We start from the raw sequence: 17472 nt of genomic DNA on the forward strand, positions 1-17472 counted from the left end.
GCTCGTGTGGTGTCCGCCGGGGCTACTTGCCCGTGAACTTCTCGTATTCCTTGAGGACTTCCTCGGTCGGCCCGTCGTGCACGAGCTCGCCCTTCTCCAGCCACAGCGTCCGCTCGCATGTGTCGCGGATCGACTTGTTGTTGTGGCTCACGAGGAAGACGGTGCCTGCCTCTTCCCGCAGTTGGCGCACGCGCTGCTCCGAGCGGCGCTGGAACTTCTTGTCGCCCGTCGCCAGCGCCTCGTCGATCATCAGCACGTCGTGGTTCTTGGCGGCGGCGATGGAGAACCGCAGCCGCGCGGACATGCCCGATGAGTACGTGCGCATCGGCAGGGTGATGAAGTCGCCCTTCTCGTTGATGCCGGAGAAGTCGACGATCCCCTGGTAGCGCTCGGCGACCTCGTCGCGGGACATCCCCATGGCGAGCCCGCCGAGCACGACGTTCCGCTCGCCGGTGAGGTCGTTCATCATCGCGGCGTTGACACCCAGCAGTGAGGGCTGGCCGTTGGTGTAGACACGGCCGCTCTCGGGGGGCAACAGGCCCGCGATGGCGCGCAGCAGCGTGGACTTGCCCGAACCGTTGGAGCCGATCAGGCCGATGGCCTGGCCGCGGTAAGCGGTGAAACTCACGCCCCTGACCGCATGCACCTCACGCAGGCTGCCGCCACCGGGCTTACGGCGGATGATGCGGTTCAGCGCCGCGGTGGCGCTGCCCTTGCCCTTCGCGCCGCCGTAGACGCGGTAGACGATGTGCAGGTCCTCTGCGATGACGGTGGGAATCCACGCCTCCTGCGCCGGAGGCCCCTCCACCTGGGGGACGATCTCTGCCTTCTCCTGGGTGTCCTCAGCCACGTCCATAACGCTCCTCCGACTTCCAGAAGAAAACAAATCCGCCGACACCGATCAACAGACCCCAACCCAGCGCGAGTGCCCAGACGTGCGGCGGAAGGTCCGCAGGGGTGTAGCCGTCGATGAACGAGAAGCGCATGAGGTCCATGTAGACGGCAGCGGGGTTGGCCTGGATGAGATCAACCAGCCACGGCTGCGCCCCCGCGCGGTCGCGCAGCATGGGCTGCAGCGGGAACATCACGCCGGACCCGTACATCCATGTGCGCAGGATGAACGGCATGAGCTGGGCCAGGTCGGGGGTCTTGCTGCCCAGCCGGGCCATGATCAGTGCCATGCCGGTGTTGAAGAGGAACTGGCAGGCGAGCGTCGGGAAGATCAGCAGCCAGGACCAGGCCGGGAAGTGCCCGAAGCCGACGAGGATGGCGACCAGCACGATCATCGAGTACAGAAGTTGCTGGAGCTGCTGCAGCGAGATCGAGATCGGCAGTGATGCGCGCGGGAAGTGCAGGGCGCGCACGAGACCGAGGTTGCCGGAGATCGCACGGACACCGTTGAGCACCGAGGTCTGGGTGAAGGTGAAGACGAAAACGCCGGTGACCAGGAAGGGAATGTAGTTCTGATGGCCGCCGGGCGTTCCGTTCCTGCCGCCGAGCAGGAGACCGAAGATGAAGTAGTAGACCGTGGCGTTCAGCAGTGGCGTGGCCACCTGCCACAGCTGTCCGAGCTTCGCCTGGCTGTACTGCGCGGTGAGCTTGGCCCGCGAGAAGGCGAGGATGAAATGCCGTCTCCCCCACAGCTGCCTCACGTACTCCGGCAGCGAGGGACGCGCCCCGCTCACCGACAAGCCGTACTTGGCCGCGAGATCGGCCGGGGACAGACGGTCGTCCGGTGTGGGCGGGGGCTTCACGCCCACCGCACCGCCGTGCGTTGTCTCGGTCACGTTTGAAACTTTCGTCCTCACACGCGCAAGTGAACTGGAAGTGATGATGGTGCTTGAGACGAGCTTGTCAGATCACGGGCGGGCGACCTAGTCGGGTCAGCCGCCACACGGTACGCCAGCGCATCGGCCTGCGCGCACCGCACGGTTTGGTCCACCCCTCCCGGAATCCGCCGAGCCACGCGCGCAGCGCCGGGCGCGAGGGGCGGCGGGCGAGGGTGAGGACCAGCCAGACGCCGAGGTAGACGGGTACGAGCAGGGCCGGGAGGTTCCGGCGGGCGAGCCAGACGCGGTTGCGGGCGACCATGCGGTGGTAGACCGCGTGCCGGCTCGGAGCCGTCGTGGGGTGGTGCAGCACCATGTCTGCGCGGTAGTCGATCGACCAGCCCGCATCCAGGGCCCGCCAGGCCAGGTCCGTCTCCTCGTGTGCGTAGAAGAACTCGTCAGGCAGTCCCCCGACCTCGGCGATGACCCTCGTACGCACGGCGTTGGCGCCGCCCAGGAACGTGGTCACCCGGGAGGAGCGCATCGGGTCCGCGGCCCGCAGCCTGGGCACATGGCGGCGCTGGGTCTCACCGGTGTCCGGGTCGGCGATGCGGAAGCTGACGATGCCCAGCGACGCGTCGGCGGCGAAGGCCTCACGCACGAGCTCGGCGGTGCCGGTGTCCGGCAGCAGCCCGTCGTCGTCGAGGAAGAGCAGGGCATCGACCTCGGCGCCGGACGGGCCGAAGGCCTCGATGCCTACGTTCCGGCCTCCGGGGATGCCGAGATTTTCCGGAAGCTCGACCGTCCGTACACCTTCCGGCAACGCGGGCAGCGGCGCGCCGTTACCCACGACGACGGTCTCGATCGGATCCCCGTCCTGTTTGGCCACGGAGTCGAGCAGCGCCCGCAGCTCCTCGGGCCGGTTGCCCATCGTGAGGATGACGGCGCCGAGCCTCGGGGTCGGTGCGGACCGCTCCGGGCTCTGCTGCGGCATGGTGGCTCCCTCCGTCACTTGAGCCTGCTGGAGGCCAGGATGGACACCAGATGCAGCAGCGTCTGGACAACGGCGATTCCGGCGAGCACGGCGACACCGAGCCTGGTGAAGAAGAGGTCGCCTCTGATCTCGTCCACGACCGCCAGGACCAGGATGAGCAGCGACGCCTCGATCCCGAGTATCAGGCGGTGGAACTTCAGCGCCGCGGCGGCCTTGCGGGCCAGCGCCACGCCGGACGAGCGCGGCTCGCTCGCGGCCTCCTTCACGGGCGGCAGCCCGGTCTGGTGCCGGGCCACACCGACCAGGTCGGTCTCGGCCTTGATCAGTACCGCCCCGAGCGCGGCGAGGGTGCCGAGGAAGGCCCACAGCCAGTCCACACGGCCCCCGCCCCACAGGTCCGCGGCACGCAGGCCGAAGCCCAGCAGCACGGCGGCGTCGCAGAGGTAGGCGCCGACCCGGTCCAGGTACACCCCGCCGAGCGAGTACTGCTTCTTCCAGCGCGCGAGTTCGCCGTCCACGCAGTCGAGCAGCAGGTAGAGCTGGACCATCACCACGCCGAGCACCGCCCCGCCGATCCCCGGCAGCAGCAGTGCCGGGGCGGCGAGGACACCGGCGACGGTCATCAGGTAGGTCAGCTGGTTCGGCGTGACCTTCGTGTTCACCAGGTGCTGATCCACGCGCAGGGAGACCTCGCGCATGTAGAGCCGCCCGGCCCAGTGCTCACCGCTGCGCCTGTCCTTCACGCCCTCGGGATGAACGACCGGACGGAGTTCAGCTACTGATGGCTTGTGCATAGTCGCGGTATGCGTCCCTGATCTGGTCGGCGGACAGGTCGAGGTGTTCGAGAATGGTGTACCGCCCGGGCCTGGTCTCCGGGGCGTACTCCACTACTTTCACGAACTCGTCCTCGTCGAAGCCGATTTCGTGAGGCAATACGGGAAGGCCGTGGCGCTGGAGCACCTCGACCATCAGCATCGACATCTCCCGGTCGCCCCGCAGGAACGTGGCGAACGCCGCCCCGAGACCGCACTGTTCGCCGTGACTGGCGGCGCGCTTGGGGTAGAGCAGGTCGAAGGCGTGGTTGATCTCGTGGCAGGCGCCCGACGCGGGCCGGCTGTCACCGGCGACCGACATCGAGATCCCGGTCATCACCAGCCCCTCGGCGAGGACTTGGAGGAACGCGTCGTCGCCGACGCCGCCGGGGTGCCTCAGCACGGCCTCCCCCGCCTGGCGGGCCATGGCGGCGGCGAGGCCGTCGATGTCCTCGCCGCGCACCGTGTGGGCGAGTTCCCAGTCCCGCACCGCGGAGATGTTGGAGATCGCGTCACCGATCCCGGAACGAACGAACCGGGCCGGGGCCTCCCTGATGACGTCGAGATCGATGACGACGGCGATCGGGTTGGGCACGCCGTACGAGCCGCGCCCCGCGTCATTGTCGAGGGTGGCGACCGGTGAACACAGGCCGTCGTGGCTGAGGTTGGTGGCGACCGCGACCAGCGGCAGGCCGATGCGCGCCGCCGCGAACTTGGCACAGTCGATGATCTTGCCACCGCCCAGGCCGACGACGGCGTCGTAGCGCCCGGACTTCATGGAGTCGGCCAGCTTGATGGCGTCGTCGATGGTGCCGCCGCCCACCTCGTACCAGTCGGCGCTGGGGAGGGCGGGGGCGAAACGCTCACGCAGAGCCGCGCCCGAACCACCACTGATGGCGAAGGCGAGCCTGCCGTTCGAGGAGATCCGCTGATCGGCCAGCAGGCCCGCCAGGTCGTCCAGGGCGCCGCGGCTGATGTCGACGACGACGGGCGACGGGATGAGGCGGGTCAGTACCGGCATGCGATCTCCCTGCCCTTGGCGAGGTCGTCGTGGTTGTCGATCTCGACCCACTGCACGTCGCCGATCGGCGCGACGTCGATCTTGAAGCCGCGGTTGACCAGTTCCTGGTAGCCGTCCTCGTAGTAGAGCTGCGGGTCGCGCTCGAACGTGGTCTTCAGCGCGTCGGCCAGCTCCTCGGCGGCCTCGGGCTCGATGAGGGTGAGGCCGATGTACTCGCCGCTCGCCGTGGACGGGTCCATCAGCTTGGTGATCTGCTGGACGCCCTTCTCCGGGTCGGTGACGACCTTCATCTCCTCCTCGTCCAGGTGCTTGACCGTGTCGAGGGCGAGGATGATCTTCTGGCCGTTGCCGCGGGCGTCGAGGAGGGTCTTCTCGACGGAGAGGGGGTGGACGGTGTCGCCGTTGGCGAGCAGCGCGCCCTGCTTGATGACGTCGCGTGCGCACCACAGGGAGTAGGCGTTGTTCCACTCCTCGGCCTTGTCGTTGTCGACGAGGGTGAGCTTGACGCCGTGCTTCTTCTCCAGGGCTTCCTTGCGCTCGTACACCGCTTCCTTGCGGTAGCCGACGACGACGGCGACGTCGGTGAGGCCGACGGCCGCGAAGTTGGCCAGGGCGATGTCGAGGACGGTCTGCGACTCCTCGTCGCCTTCGGGGCCCACCGGCACGAGGGCCTTGGGGAGGGTGTCGGTGTAGGGACGCAGACGCCGTCCGGCGCCGGCGGCCAGCACGAGGCCGATCATGCGGGTTCTCCTGTTTCGTCGTGTACGGCGGGTGCTTTGGAGGACACCCAGAAGCGGATGCTCTCGACGAGCACCACTGCCGCGACGACCACGGCGAGCGTGGTCAGCGCGATGGTGAAACCTTGGCCCTGGTCCGGGCCGCGGCCTGCGCCGGAGGCCCAGAGGGCCGCGGCGAGCGCGACGACCAGGGTTCGTCCTTCGTGACCCCCGGTCGCACGGACAAGCCAGTGCGGAGGCGCGCCGGTGCCGCCGCGGATGCGGTACACCGTGTCGTAGTGATGGTAGGCGACCGCCGCCACCAGCCCGAAAGCGGCGGGCAGCGCGCCGTTCACCCCTGATTGTTCCGCGCGTGCCGCGAGGACAAGCACGAGCACGTATTCCGCAGTACGGAAGAAGGGCGGGGCGAGCCAGTCCAGCGCGCCCCTCAACGGGGCGGCGACGGCGAAACCCGAGGTCAGCGCGTAACCGAGGGCGGCCACGCACGGCCAGACGCTGCCCAGCGGTGTCCACAGCGCGGTGGCCAGCAGCGCGGCCGTGCCGAGGAACGCGACGACGGGCCCGTAACCGGGCAGCTGAACATGTGCGCGGCGGGCCAGTGCCGCGAACCCCGCGGCGAGAGGGCCGCTGTCGGCGAGGTCGGCCAGCGCACGGGCGGCGCGGTCGGTCCGGTGCGCCTTCCGGGTCAGCGAACGCAGCACGCGCCCGGCCGTGGTGTAGCAGGCGGCGAGGGCGCAGCCGACGAGGAGCACGACGAGGGTGATGCGGGGAGTGGTGCAGGCGGTCAACACCGCGATGAGGGCCCAGCGTTCGCCGATCGGGAGCACGATCATGCGGCGCAGCCACACCGTCCATCCGACGCTGTCCAGTCTCGTGGACAGGGCCGCGGTGGGGCTGGTGTTGGCCGCGGCGTCGTGGTTGGCCTCGTTGAAGGAGAAGTCCACGACGTGGCGGGCGGTCTGCAGCACCATCGCGCCGAGGGCCAGCGCCCATACGTCGTCGCCGCCGCGCGTGGCACCGAGGGCGAGGCCCGCGTAGTAGGCGTACTCCTTGGCCCGGTCGAAGGTGGCGTCCAGCCAGGCGCCGAGGGTGGAGTACTGCAGGTCGTAGCGTGCGAGCTGCCCGTCGGTCGCGTCCAGCACGAAGGAGGCGATCAGCAGCACCCCGGCGGCGACGAAGCCGCCCCGCGTGCCGGTCGCGGCGCAGGCGGCCGCGATCAGGGCAGTCACGAGCGACGCGGTGGTGACCTGGTTCGGGGTGAGGCCGCGGCGTGCGCACCAGCGGGCGATGTAACGGGAGTAGGGGCTGACGCAGAAGGTGGTGAAGAAGCCGTCCCGCGACTTCACCGCGTTGCGCAGGCGCACCGCCTCGTCGTCCACGCCGTCGACGGAGGCACGTGCGGCCGCGCGTGCCTCCTCGCCCACCGGCACGGACGCGACGAGCGGGCCCAGTTCGGGACGGTGCACGTCGAGGTCGCCTGCTTCCAGCGCGTCGGCCACGGCGTCGGGCAGCGTGCGCGGCGGTGCGGTGACCGCGCCCTCGTCATCGGGCCCGCGGGCCGCCACGTCGGCTGCGGCGCCTGCCGCCGCCGAGTCCGCTTCGTGCAGGGCACGTGTGAGCGCACCGCGGGCCTGAGCCTGTACGGACAGTGCCCCGGTGACGGCGCCCGCCGCGAAGCGGGGGTCGGTCAGCGCGAGCCGGAGGCTGTGGCGGTGGCCGACGAAGTGCGGGTCGACGAGCGCGACCCTCGCTCCCGCGGGGGCTGCGGACACTGCCGCAGGCACCTGGCCGGCCTCCGCCGCGACCTGGACGTCGAACCCCAGCGACCGCAGGTCGCCCTCCAGCGGCGACCCCGGGACCGGCGGACCGGTGAGGATGGCGGTCGACAGTCGAACTCACTCCTTGGACGCTGGCACAGCGCGTCTTCCGGCCGGGGGACGGCCGGGCAGCGGGCAGGGTGCGCCGTGGCCCGTACGGTGGCGGGCGGCGCGTCGGCAGAGGCTATCGGATCGAACGGGCGGGCTTTCATCGCGCGTTCACCGTGCGGGGGTTGCACTGCCGGAGCACAGCATGGTCGATCTTGGACGGAGCGCAAAATGCGCTGTCCCTACGCGGCTCCCGGCTCCGCGGTGCCTCCGTACCCGGCGTGAGGCCCGTACGGACTCGTTCGGGTGGTGTCCTGCGGCGGGCTCGCGCCGAGCGGCGTCCCGGCCTGCACCGGCGTGATCCGCGCCCGGACCGGCCCGTCACGGCGGCGGATAGGCTGCCGTCATGACGTGGTTGATCACAGGTGGGGCGGGCTACATCGGGGCGCACGTCGCGCGGACGATGGTGGAGGCCGGGGAGCGGGTGGTCGTCCTGGACGATCTCACGGCGGCGGTGCCGGAGCGGCTGGAGGCGATGCCCGAGCCGCGTCCCGTCCTGGCGCGGGGTTCGGTGCTGGACCGTGAGCTGCTGGACCGCACGTTCGCCGAGCACGACATCACGGGCGTGGTGCATCTCGCGGCCCGCAAGCAGGTCGGGGAGTCCGTCGAGCAGCCGCTGCGCTACTACCGGGAGAACGTGCACGGGCTGACGGTTCTGCTGGAGGCGGTCGTCGCGGCGGGGGTACGCCGCTTCGTCTTCTCCTCCTCCGCGGCGGTCTACGGAACGCCGGACGTCGGGCTCGTCACGGAGGACACCCCGTGCGTGCCGATGAATCCCTACGGTGAGACGAAGCTCACCGGCGAATGGCTCGTGCGCTCCACCGGCCGGGCCGCCGGCATCGCCACGGCGTGCCTGCGCTACTTCAACGTCGCCGGCGCCGCCGAGCCGCGGCTGGCGGACACCGGGGTCTTCAACATCGTGCCGATGTTCTTCGACGCGCTCACCCGCGGCGAGGCACCGCTGATCTTCGGCGACGACTACCCCACGGCGGACGGCACCTGCGTGCGCGACTACATCCACGTCCAGGATCTGGCCGAGGCGCACCTCGCGGCGGCGCGCAGGCTCTCGACGGCCGGCAGCGGCGGTGATCTCACCGTGAACATCGGCACCGGCAACGGGCTCTCGGTGCGGGAGATGGCGGATCTCGTCGCCGAGATCACGGGGAAGCGCGAGCCCGCCGCGAGGGTCGCGCCCCGGCGGCCGGGCGACCCGGCGCGTGTGGTCGCCTCGGCGGAGCTCGCGGAGAAGGAGCTGGGGTGGACGGCCCGCCACAGCGTGCGCGACATGATCACCTCGGCATGGGAGGGCTGGTGTCTGCGGCACCCCGGCGCACGCTGATCCCGGGCCCCGCCCGCTGATCCTCAACACCGTCCGGCCCCGGACAGAAATCCCAGGTCACGGCACATGACAACGGTGTTCAGCGTCGCGTTGCACCTACCCGTCCGGCGTAGTTGACTTGCCACCGACAGGCGCGTGACGCGCAGGACCGAGGACGCGGAGGCTCACAGCGATGGGCGCTGGGCACGCTCACGGAGGGCCCGTTCCGGCGGCAGGCGGCACCGCGTCCGCCGCGTACCGGAAGCGGCTGCGGGTCGCGCTGTTCATCACGCTGACCGTCCTGGTCACACAGATCGTCGGCGGGCTGCTCGCCGATTCGCTCGCCCTGCTCGCGGACGCCGGGCACGTGGCGACGGACGCGCTCGGGCTCGGCATGGCGCTGCTGGCGATCCACTTCGCCAACAGGCCTTCGAGCGAGCGGCGCACCTTCGGCTTCGCGCGCGCCGAGATCCTCGCCGCGCTCGCCAACTGCCTTCTGCTGCTGGGTGTCGGCGGATACATCCTCTTCGAGTCGGTCGAGCGCTTCATCGAGCCGGCGGGGACCGACGGCGTCCTCACCGCTGTCTTCGGCGGCATCGGCCTCGTGGCGAACGTCGTCTCGCTGTCACTGCTGCTGCGCGGCCAGCGCGAGAGCCTCAACGTGCGCGGTGCGTTCCTGGAGGTGCTGGCCGACGCCCTGGGTTCGCTCGCCGTGCTGATCTCCGCCTTGATCGTCGCGACCACGGGATGGCAGGGCGCCGACCCCGCCGCCTCCCTCCTCATCGGCGCGATGATCGTCCCCCGCACGCTCAAACTGGCGCGGGAGGCCCTGGACGTGCTGCTGGAGTCGGCTCCGCGGGACGTCGACATGGCCGAGGTGCGCGAGCACATCCTCGCCGTGAACGGCGTGGTCGGCCTGCACGATCTGCATGTGTGGACGATCACTTCCGGCATGCCGGTGCTCTCGGCCCACGTGGTGGTCACTCAGCAGACGCTGGACAGCGTGGGGCAGGAGCGCGTGCTGCACGACCTGCAGCTCTGCCTCGGTGACCATTTCGACGTCGCCCACTGCACGTTCCAGCTGGAGCCACGCGGACATGCGGCCCACGAAGCGAAGTTGTGCCACTGATCTACGGCAGACTGGGGCACATTGCCTGCCGGCGGACGACGGACAGCCCCGATAGAAGGATCAACATGGCGAACAGCGCAGCGGCACCGATCATGCTCGAACTGGTCGACGAGGACGGGACCACGATCGGTACTGCGGAGAAGCTCTCCGCACATGTGGCACCGGGCCGGCTGCACCGCGCGTTCTCCGTCTTCCTCTTCGACGATGCGGGACGGCTGTTGCTTCAGCGCCGCGCGCTCGGCAAGTACCACTCCCCCGGTGTGTGGTCCAACACCTGCTGCGGACATCCCTTTCCGGGCGAGTCACCGTTCGCCGCGGCGGCACGGCGCGTGAGCGAGGAGCTGGGGGTGGCACCCTTCCTGCTGCGTGAGGCCGGCACGGTCCGCTACAACCACCCCGACCCCGACTCGGGTCTGGTGGAGCAGGAGTACAACCACCTCTTCGCGGGTCTTGTGCGCGACGAACTGCGCCCCGACGCCGACGAGATCGCCGAGACGGCCTTCGTCACCTCGGGCGAGCTGGACCGGCGTCAGGCCGAAGGGGCGTTCTCCACCTGGTTCATGACAGTGCTCGACGCGGCACGTCCCGCGATCGGCGACCTCACGGGAGCGGCGGCCGGCTGGTGACCTCGGGCGGCAGTGCCCCGCTGACAACGGGGATCGGCAGAGCGGCCCAGATCACCTTTCCTCCGGTTCCGGTCTGTTCGACGTCGCACACGCCGCCCGCCTCCGACGTGATCACCTTCACCAGGAGCAGGCCCCTGCCTCCGATGTGTTCCTGATCGGGGTCGGCGTCCAGGGCCTTGGGTCTGTAGGGGTGGCTGTCCTCCACGGCGATGCGCAGCCACCCGTTCCGCAGGCCCACCTCCACTCCGATCTCGGGTGACAGCAGCGCCGCGTGCCGTACTGCGTTCGAGGCCAGCTCGGAGAGGATCAGCAGCAGGTTCTGCAGGACCTCGTCCGGCACGGCGCCCTGGCGCCGGATGAGATCGCGTACGGCGTGCCGCAGTTGCGGCACGGAGGAGTCCAGCGCAGGGGCCGTGAACCGCCAGTTCCCCTCACGGACCGGCGCTTCTGCCCGTTCCTGCACCGGCAGGGCGACCGGGGACACTCCGCCCGCTCCGGGCCCGATGCCCCCGCGGTTCTCCATCTCCCGCACCCCCGATCCTCTCCGAGCGTTCTTGCACGCGAGCGTTCTTGCATACGTACGTGCATAGAGTGTTGGTATGCCGGAGGCCAAGTCCTGCCCACTGACCGCAAGTCGGCACTTATCGATGGCAATTGACAGAAGACTTACGTGCGGGACGGCTCTGTGACAGAGCTTGCATCCATGCTCCGGCAGTCGCAGGCCACCGCCCGGCTACGATCCGTGCATGGAGCGAGCACGACCCGCGCAGCAAGGACAAGCGGCCCCGCAGACACCCCCGACCCCTCAGGCACAGCAATCGCAGGGGGCGCAGCAGGCACAGCCCACGCTGCTCACCGAGTACGCGGACGGCGTGGCCACCCTCGTCCTCCACAACCCCGCCAAACGCAACGCGATGACCGAGGCGATGTGGCGCGAGCTGCCAGGGGTGCTCTCGGCCCTCGCCGACGACGCGTCCGTGCGTGTCCTCGTCGTCACGGGCGCGGAGAACACCTTCTGCGCGGGCGCCGACATCTCAACGCTGCGTGATTCCGTGGAGTCCTCGCAGGGACTCGCCGTGGCTGCCGAGGAGGCACTGAGCGCTTTCCCCAAGCCGACACTGGCCGCCGTGCGCGGCCACTGCGTGGGAGGCGGCGCCCAGCTCGCTGCGGCGTGCGATCTGCGGTTCGCGGCGCAGGGTTCGCTGTTCGGCGTCACCCCGGCGAAGCTCGGCATCGTCTATCCGGCGTCGTCCACACAGCGCCTCGTCCGGCTCGTGGGGCCTGCGACGGCCAAGTACCTGCTCTTCTCAGGCGAGTTGATCGACGCGGACCGTGCGCTGCGCAGCGGGTTCGTGGACGAAGTGCACCCGCAGGACAGCCTGGACGAGCGGGTCAGCGCCTTCACGCGCACGCTCGTGGAGCGCTCGCAGCTGACGCAGGCGGCCGCGAAGGAGTTCACGCGGGACACGGTGGACGCGTCCCGTACGGAGTACTGGCGGCGGGTGGCCGCGGAGAGCGGCGAAGCGGCCGAGGGTGCCGCCGCGTTCATGGAGCGGCGCTCCCCGCGCTTCCGCTGGACGCCGGGCCCGGCAGGTCCGGCAGGTCCGGCAGACCAGGAGGATCCGGAAGGCCCTGATGACCCGTAGTGCCGGGGCCGGGACTCTCCGTCCTGGTTGTCGGCACTGCCCGGCTGCCGCGGGGAGGACCCGGGACAGGACACTTACCTATCGGTAACGTGTGGTCATGACGTCTCTCCCGGAACGCGCCGCCCGCCGGTGCCACAACATGCTCAACCCACTCCACTCGGCCATCTACTTCTCCCCCACGCTGGCCAAGGAGCTCGCCCCGTACGGCATCGAGGACACCGGCGCCGTCTACCTCGCGGGACGTGCCGCGCCTCTCGGTGCGGTGAGCGCCGGCACGGTCACGGCCACCTTCTACAACTTCAGCCACGCCCTCGTCACGCGCTTCGTGCCGGCCGTGTGGGAGTCCGCCTCCCCCGCGACGGTGCTCGCCGCGCGGCTGCGCGCCGTCGATGCGATGCTGCGCGAGCTGCTCGGCGAAGAGGTCATCTCCTCCCCGGAGATGAGCGAGGCCGCACAGCTCGCGCTGAAGGCCACCGAGGCGTGCACGCGCCCGGGCCGTCCCCTCTGCGCCGCCAACGCCGAACTCCCCGTGCCGGAAGCACCGCACCTGGCCTACTGGCACGCCGCGACCGTGCTGCGCGAACACCGCGGTGACGCACACATAGCCGTGCTGCTCTCGGCGGGTCTGGATCCGCTGGAGGCCCTCGTCAGTCACACGGCCAGCGGTCGCGGCATGGCGCCCAAGTGGGTCCTGGGGACCCGCGGTTACAACCAGCAGGACTGGACGGCGGCCCAGGAGCGGCTGCGGGAGCGGGGCCTGCTGGACGCCGAGGGCGAACTCACCGAGGAGGGCACCTCCCTCCGCAAGGAGATGGAGTACAGCACCGACCGCATGGACAGGGCTCCCTACGAACACCTTGGTGAGGCAGGCGTGGCGCGGCTCACCGAACTGGCGGGAGGCTTCGCCGCGTCGGCCGCGAACGCGGGCGCGTTCCCTGCCGACCTGTTCAGCAAGTGACACAGGCCAAGTGACAAGGGATAAGGGCCGGTTGGCCGCGACGGGCCCCCTGCGGTGACCTGAGTTTGCGTCCGGCGCACGGGGCTACCCGGCTTGCATGTTCCGAGCAATCGCAGACGCACTCCGCATGGTCGGAGGTGCCATCGCGACCGTGGTGACCCTGCCCTTCCGCCTGGTGGCCCGCCTCTTCGGCGGCGCATCGAGGGCGGGCCGCAGGGTCTGAACCCCCGTATCACCTGACAGGACAACGGGAGACGGCACAACGACCGGGCCCGCGTGCGGAGTTTTCCGTACGCGGGCCCGGTCCGTACCCCCGCCTGGTGGTGCCACCTGCCACAATGCAGGCTCACCGGGGACACCCAGCACCAAGAAGGCGGACCAACCATCGTGACGACGACCATCGAAGGCAGGATCGCCGAGGAACTCGGCGTACGGGAGCGCCAGGTCAAGGCCGCCGTCGAGCTGCTCGACGGCGGGTCGACCGTGCCGTTCATCGCGCGCTACCGCAAGGAGGCGACGGAGCTCCTCGACGACGCGCAGCTGCGCTCCCTCGAGGAGCGGCTGCACTATCTGCGGGAGCTGGAGGACCGGCGCGAGGCGGTTCTCGAGTCCGTGCGGTCGCAGGGCAAGCTCGACCCGAAGCTGGAAGAGCAGATCCGCACGGCCGAGACGAAGGCCCGCCTGGAGGACATCTACCTGCCCTTCAAGCCCAAGCGCCGCACCAAGGCACAGATCGCCCGCGAGGCCGGACTCGAGCCTCTCGCCGACGGGCTGCTGGGCGATCCGAGCGTGCAGCCGGAAGCGGCCGCAGCCGCGTTCGTCGACGACGAGAAGGGTGTGGCCGACGCGGCCGCGGCGCTGGAGGGTGCCCGTGCCATTCTCTCCGAGCGCTTCAGCGAGGACGCCGACCTCATCGGCGAACTGCGCGAGCGCATGTGGCTGCAGGGCCACCTCGCCGCCAAGGTGCGCGAGGGCAAGGAGGAGCAGGGCGCCAAGTTCAAGGACTACTTCGACTACACCGAAGCCTTCACGGAACTGCCCTCGCACCGGGTGCTGGCCATGCTCCGCGGCGAGAAGGAGGAGATCCTCGATCTGACGCTGGAGCCGGAGGAGCCGGGAGAGTCGGCGGCGCGGGGCGCGCCCAGCTCGTACGAGACCACCGTCGCGCAGCATTTCGGGGTGCGCGACGAGGGACGGCCCGGCGACGCCTGGCTGCTGGAGACGGTGCGCTGGGCGTGGCGTACGCGCATCATGGTGCGCCTCGGCCTGGATCTGCGGCTGCGGCTGCGTACCGCCGCGGAGGACGAGGCGGTCGGCGTCTTCGCGTCGAACCTGCGTGATCTGCTGCTGGCCGCGCCCGCGGGCACGCGCGCCACGCTGGGCCTCGACCCCGGTCTGCGTACCGGCGTGAAGGTCGCCGTCGTCGACGCGACGGGCAAGGTGGCGGCCACGGACACCATCTATCCGCACGCCCCGCAGAAGCAGTGGGACCAGTCCCTGGCGAAGCTTGCCGTGCTGGCGCGGGAGCACTCCGTGGAGCTGATCGCCATCGGCAACGGCACGGCTTCCCGCGAGACCGACAAGCTGGCGGCCGAACTCATCGCCCAGCAGCCGGAGTTGAAGCTCACCAAGGTCACGGTCTCGGAGGCGGGTGCCTCCGTGTACTCCGCCTCGGCCTACGCGTCGCAGGAACTGCCGGACCTGGACGTCTCGTTGCGCGGCGCCGTCTCCATCGCACGGCGGCTCCAGGACCCGCTCGCGGAACTGGTCAAGATCGACCCCAAGTCGATCGGCGTGGGTCAGTACCAGCACGATCTGTCCGAGGTGAAGCTGTCGCGCTCGCTCGACGCCGTGGTGGAGGACTGTGTGAACGGCGTCGGCGTGGACGTCAACACGGCGTCCGCGCCGCTGCTCTCCCGCGTCTCGGGCATCGGCACGTCGCTCGCGGAGAACATCGTCGCGCACCGCGACGGCCAGGGCCCCTTCAAGAGCCGCCGCGAACTGAAGGACGTGGCGCGGCTGGGCCCGAAGGCGTACGAGCAGTGTGCGGGATTCCTGCGCATCCGGGACGGTGAGGACCCGCTGGACGCCTCCAGCGTGCACCCCGAGTCCTACCCGGTCGTCCGCACGATGGTGAGCACCACCGGCACCGATGTGCCCTCCCTCATCGGCAACACGGCGGTGCTGCGCTCGCTCGACGCGAAGCAGTTCGTGGACGAGACGTTCGGCCTGCCGACCGTCACGGACATCCTGCGCGAGCTGGAGAAGCCCGGCCGCGACCCGCGTCCCGCCTTCAAGACGGCCGTGTTCAAGGAAGGCGTGGAGAAGCTCACGGACCTCGAAGAGGGGATGGTCCTGGAGGGCGTCGTCACGAACGTGGCCGCGTTCGGTGCCTTCGTCGACGTGGGCGTGCACCAGGACGGGCTCGTGCATGTCTCCGCGATGTCGAAGTCGTTCGTGAAGGACCCGCGGGACGTCGCCAAGCCCGGCGACATCGTGAAGGTGAAGGTCCGCGAGGTCGATGCGGCACGCAAGCGCATCTCGCTGACGATGCGTCTGGACGACGACACTTCCGCGGGCGGTTCGGGTTCCGGCGAGGGCGGTGGTGGTGAGCGCCGGAAGCGCCAGGGCGGCAACGACCGCGCGCCCGGCCCCCGCAAGGGAGGCGGCGGACGGCAGGGCGGAGGCCGCCCCGAGGGCAGGAAGCAGGGCGGGGGCGGCAACGGCGGCAGGCAGCAGCGCCGCGACGCCGCGCCCGCGAACAGCGAGATGGCGGACGCGCTGCGCCGGGCCGGGCTGCTGGGCGGCGACGGCAAGAAGAAGCGCTGAGCGCACACGGCCGGGCCGTTCCAAGGGAGTGGCCCGGCCGTCGCATGCGCGGAGCGCCGACCGAGGCGGGTCCGGCTGACCGGTGGGACCGTGCCTCGCACCTCGCAGACGCCCCGACCCCTCTCTGCAGCGCCCACTGGCTCTTCCCCCGCTCCCGCGCCGGCGAGCCCATGACGCCTCACAGCCCTCGGCGCCAGCCTTCGTGTCGCTGACGTCGCGCCCCAGCACGCACGCCAAGCAGCTCTGCGTCACCTTTTGACGCACGCAGCCGCCCGCCCTGTGATCGCGAAGTCCCTCGGCTACTGCGACGTGACCACGACGAACGTTGCCGCCGAGCCCGGCTCCTCCTGGGCCCGGCATGCCCCCGGCGACCACATGCGGTGACACCTTCCGTTTAGCGGACAAGCCACCGACGTGCTTGCTCCAAACGCTCCTCGTTGCCCGCGCGGTCCGCGACGCCGGTCAGGTCGTCGCGCAAGATCCGCCCGGCGTAGAACAAGGTGTTGATGGCGTACCGGAAGTCCAGCAGCGGAAGCAAGGCTTGGCCGACTTCGTCAGGAGGGAGCGCCCCGTGCTCAAGGTATGCCCGGATCAGGGGACGGGCAGCGTCTGGGCCGCCCGCGTCCATCACAACCGTGGCCAAGTCGTACATCCGGGCCCAGGGACTCGAGGCGCCCCAGTCGATGAGACCGCACAGGCCGGTGTCAGGATCGAGCCGGAAGTGTTCGGGAGCCGGGTCGCCGTGAACGGGGCCCCACGTCAGCGTCTCCGGACGGAGGCGGCGCAGCCGCGTGACAACCCTTTCGACCGCGGGCCGAATCCACGGACGCGCATGAAGGACGGCAGTGTCTTCGATTCCGGCTAGAAGGTCGAAACGCGACCACGCCTGGTCCTCGGTGACTGGCTCGGTGCCGAGCGCCTGGTGCGCGCGGGCGAGGGTGACGCCCATGAGCGCCATGTCGCCCTCGTTGCGATCGTTCAACTCCCTTCCCGGAACCCATCGCAACAGCGCCAACTCGTGACCGACGATACCGACCGTCCGTCGGCCGTCCTTCGACCTCACCGGCGCACCGCAAGGGATGCCGGTCTCCTCGACACGTGAGGCCAGTTCCAGTCCGTAGCGGAACTGCTCTGCGGGCGGTCCGTCAGGGACGGCCTTCGCCGCCCACTCGTCACCGTGGCACTTCACGTGCCAGGTCGCGGAGTTCATGCCTCCCATGAGAGGAGTGACCTCGGCGTTGCCAAGGTCCCAGTGGAGGGACAGGGCGGCAGTGATCGTTTCACTGTGGGGTACTGCGGGGTGCTTGGTGCCCGACGAGGCAGGCGAGGTGACGTCCGAGCCAGTGCGGTCACCGGCCGCAGGACATGGGGATGGCGTGGTGCGGTGCGTCATGGGTGAGCGTCTCCAGGAACAACGAAGGAACCGCCCGATACGGCGGCTTGATTCGACCTCGTGGACGGCGCGGCACTGCGCCGCTGGAGACTCATCGCACGCGCCAGACACTACCGGCATGGTCGACGCATCGACCACGGAGTATCGGTCCAAGGCTCCATTCGGGCGGAAAGGAACGATCACCCCGACCGCGCCAAGTGATCACCCTGCTCCTTCGGTCGGGCATTGGCGACATAGGAAAACGCGAGCACACCAGTAACCCGAGCCGGTCCGAGGCCGGATCGGGCCTCACGGCGAAAGGTGAGTTGACGGCTC

General features: G+C 70.0%; 16 protein-coding genes. 7 read left to right on the forward strand and 9 right to left on the reverse strand.

The window, feature by feature from the left end; all coding sequences use genetic code 11:
* Nucleotides 1-22 precede the first annotated feature (22 nt).
* The 7 genes from G4Z16_RS03520 to G4Z16_RS03550 all read right to left on the reverse strand — a co-directional run bounded on the left by G4Z16_RS03520 (nt 23) and on the right by G4Z16_RS03550 (nt 7222).
* Entirely contained in the window at nt 23-856 is an 834-nt protein-coding gene (locus G4Z16_RS03520; protein ID WP_197349125.1) for an ABC transporter ATP-binding protein, read from the reverse strand.
* Entirely contained in the window at nt 843-1787 is a 945-nt protein-coding gene (locus G4Z16_RS03525; protein ID WP_197349126.1) for an ABC transporter permease, read from the reverse strand. Before G4Z16_RS03525 ends, G4Z16_RS03520 begins: the two co-directional genes overlap by 14 nt.
* A gap of 67 nt (nt 1788-1854) precedes the next feature.
* Entirely contained in the window at nt 1855-2763 is a 909-nt protein-coding gene (locus G4Z16_RS03530) for a glycosyltransferase family 2 protein (RefSeq protein ID WP_197349127.1), read from the reverse strand.
* Nucleotides 2764-2777: 14 nt separating this feature from the next.
* Nucleotides 2778-3557, reverse strand: coding sequence for a CDP-alcohol phosphatidyltransferase family protein (locus G4Z16_RS03535; protein WP_197349128.1), 780 nt, complete (start codon nt 3555-3557; stop codon nt 2778-2780).
* Nucleotides 3535-4596 carry an iron-containing alcohol dehydrogenase family protein gene (locus G4Z16_RS03540; RefSeq protein ID WP_197349129.1) on the reverse strand — a complete coding sequence of 354 codons (1062 nt, stop codon included), beginning with the start codon at nt 4594-4596 and terminating at the stop codon, nt 3535-3537. Before G4Z16_RS03540 ends, G4Z16_RS03535 begins: the two co-directional genes overlap by 23 nt.
* Entirely contained in the window at nt 4584-5336 is a 753-nt protein-coding gene (locus tag G4Z16_RS03545) for a phosphocholine cytidylyltransferase family protein (protein ID WP_197349130.1), read from the reverse strand. The genes G4Z16_RS03540 and G4Z16_RS03545 overlap by 13 nt, the downstream gene beginning before the upstream one ends.
* Complete coding sequence (locus G4Z16_RS03550) at nt 5333-7222, reverse strand: DUF5941 domain-containing protein (RefSeq protein WP_197354137.1); 1890 nt, start codon at nt 7220-7222, stop codon at nt 5333-5335. The genes G4Z16_RS03545 and G4Z16_RS03550 overlap by 4 nt, the downstream gene beginning before the upstream one ends.
* A gap of 382 nt (nt 7223-7604) precedes the next feature.
* Between G4Z16_RS03550 and galE the strand changes: the two genes are divergently transcribed.
* The 3 genes from galE to idi all read left to right on the forward strand — a co-directional run bounded on the left by galE (nt 7605) and on the right by idi (nt 10331).
* Nucleotides 7605-8597 carry a UDP-glucose 4-epimerase GalE gene (gene galE / locus G4Z16_RS03555; RefSeq protein ID WP_197349131.1) on the forward strand — a complete coding sequence of 331 codons (993 nt, stop codon included), beginning with the start codon at nt 7605-7607 and terminating at the stop codon, nt 8595-8597.
* Nucleotides 8598-8769: 172 nt separating this feature from the next.
* Nucleotides 8770-9705, forward strand: coding sequence for a cation diffusion facilitator family transporter (locus G4Z16_RS03560; RefSeq protein ID WP_197349132.1), 936 nt, complete (start codon nt 8770-8772; stop codon nt 9703-9705).
* A 65-nt stretch (nt 9706-9770) separates the two neighbouring features.
* Nucleotides 9771-10331 carry an isopentenyl-diphosphate Delta-isomerase gene (gene idi / locus G4Z16_RS03565; RefSeq protein ID WP_197349133.1) on the forward strand — a complete coding sequence of 187 codons (561 nt, stop codon included), beginning with the start codon at nt 9771-9773 and terminating at the stop codon, nt 10329-10331.
* Here idi and G4Z16_RS03570 read toward each other — a convergent pair.
* Nucleotides 10306-10854, reverse strand: coding sequence for an ATP-binding protein (locus tag G4Z16_RS03570; RefSeq protein ID WP_197349134.1), 549 nt, complete (start codon nt 10852-10854; stop codon nt 10306-10308). The two genes, idi and G4Z16_RS03570, sit on opposite strands and share 26 nt — an antisense overlap.
* A gap of 223 nt (nt 10855-11077) precedes the next feature.
* On the opposite strand from G4Z16_RS03570, the gene G4Z16_RS03575 reads away from it, so the two are divergent.
* From G4Z16_RS03575 to G4Z16_RS03585, 4 genes are all read left to right on the forward strand, one after another.
* Nucleotides 11078-11977 carry an enoyl-CoA hydratase/isomerase family protein gene (locus G4Z16_RS03575; protein WP_197349135.1) on the forward strand — a complete coding sequence of 300 codons (900 nt, stop codon included), beginning with the start codon at nt 11078-11080 and terminating at the stop codon, nt 11975-11977.
* A gap of 97 nt (nt 11978-12074) precedes the next feature.
* Complete coding sequence (locus G4Z16_RS03580) at nt 12075-12935, forward strand: SCO6745 family protein (RefSeq protein WP_197349136.1); 861 nt, start codon at nt 12075-12077, stop codon at nt 12933-12935.
* Nucleotides 12936-13032: 97 nt separating this feature from the next.
* On the forward strand, nt 13033-13158 hold the full coding sequence (locus G4Z16_RS32895) for an LPFR motif small protein (RefSeq protein WP_281393654.1): 126 nt from the start codon (nt 13033-13035) through the stop codon (nt 13156-13158).
* A gap of 164 nt (nt 13159-13322) precedes the next feature.
* Nucleotides 13323-15764 carry a Tex family protein gene (locus G4Z16_RS03585; RefSeq protein ID WP_197349137.1) on the forward strand — a complete coding sequence of 814 codons (2442 nt, stop codon included), beginning with the start codon at nt 13323-13325 and terminating at the stop codon, nt 15762-15764.
* 394 nt (nt 15765-16158) lie between these two features.
* On the opposite strand, the gene G4Z16_RS03590 is transcribed toward G4Z16_RS03585, so the two are convergent.
* Nucleotides 16159-17277 carry a phosphotransferase enzyme family protein gene (locus tag G4Z16_RS03590; protein ID WP_343070644.1) on the reverse strand — a complete coding sequence of 373 codons (1119 nt, stop codon included), beginning with the start codon at nt 17275-17277 and terminating at the stop codon, nt 16159-16161.
* Nucleotides 17278-17472: the final 195 nt, after the last annotated feature.

Source organism: Streptomyces bathyalis (assembly GCF_015910445.1).
In the GTDB taxonomy this organism is placed as follows: domain Bacteria; phylum Actinomycetota; class Actinomycetes; order Streptomycetales; family Streptomycetaceae; genus Streptomyces; species Streptomyces bathyalis.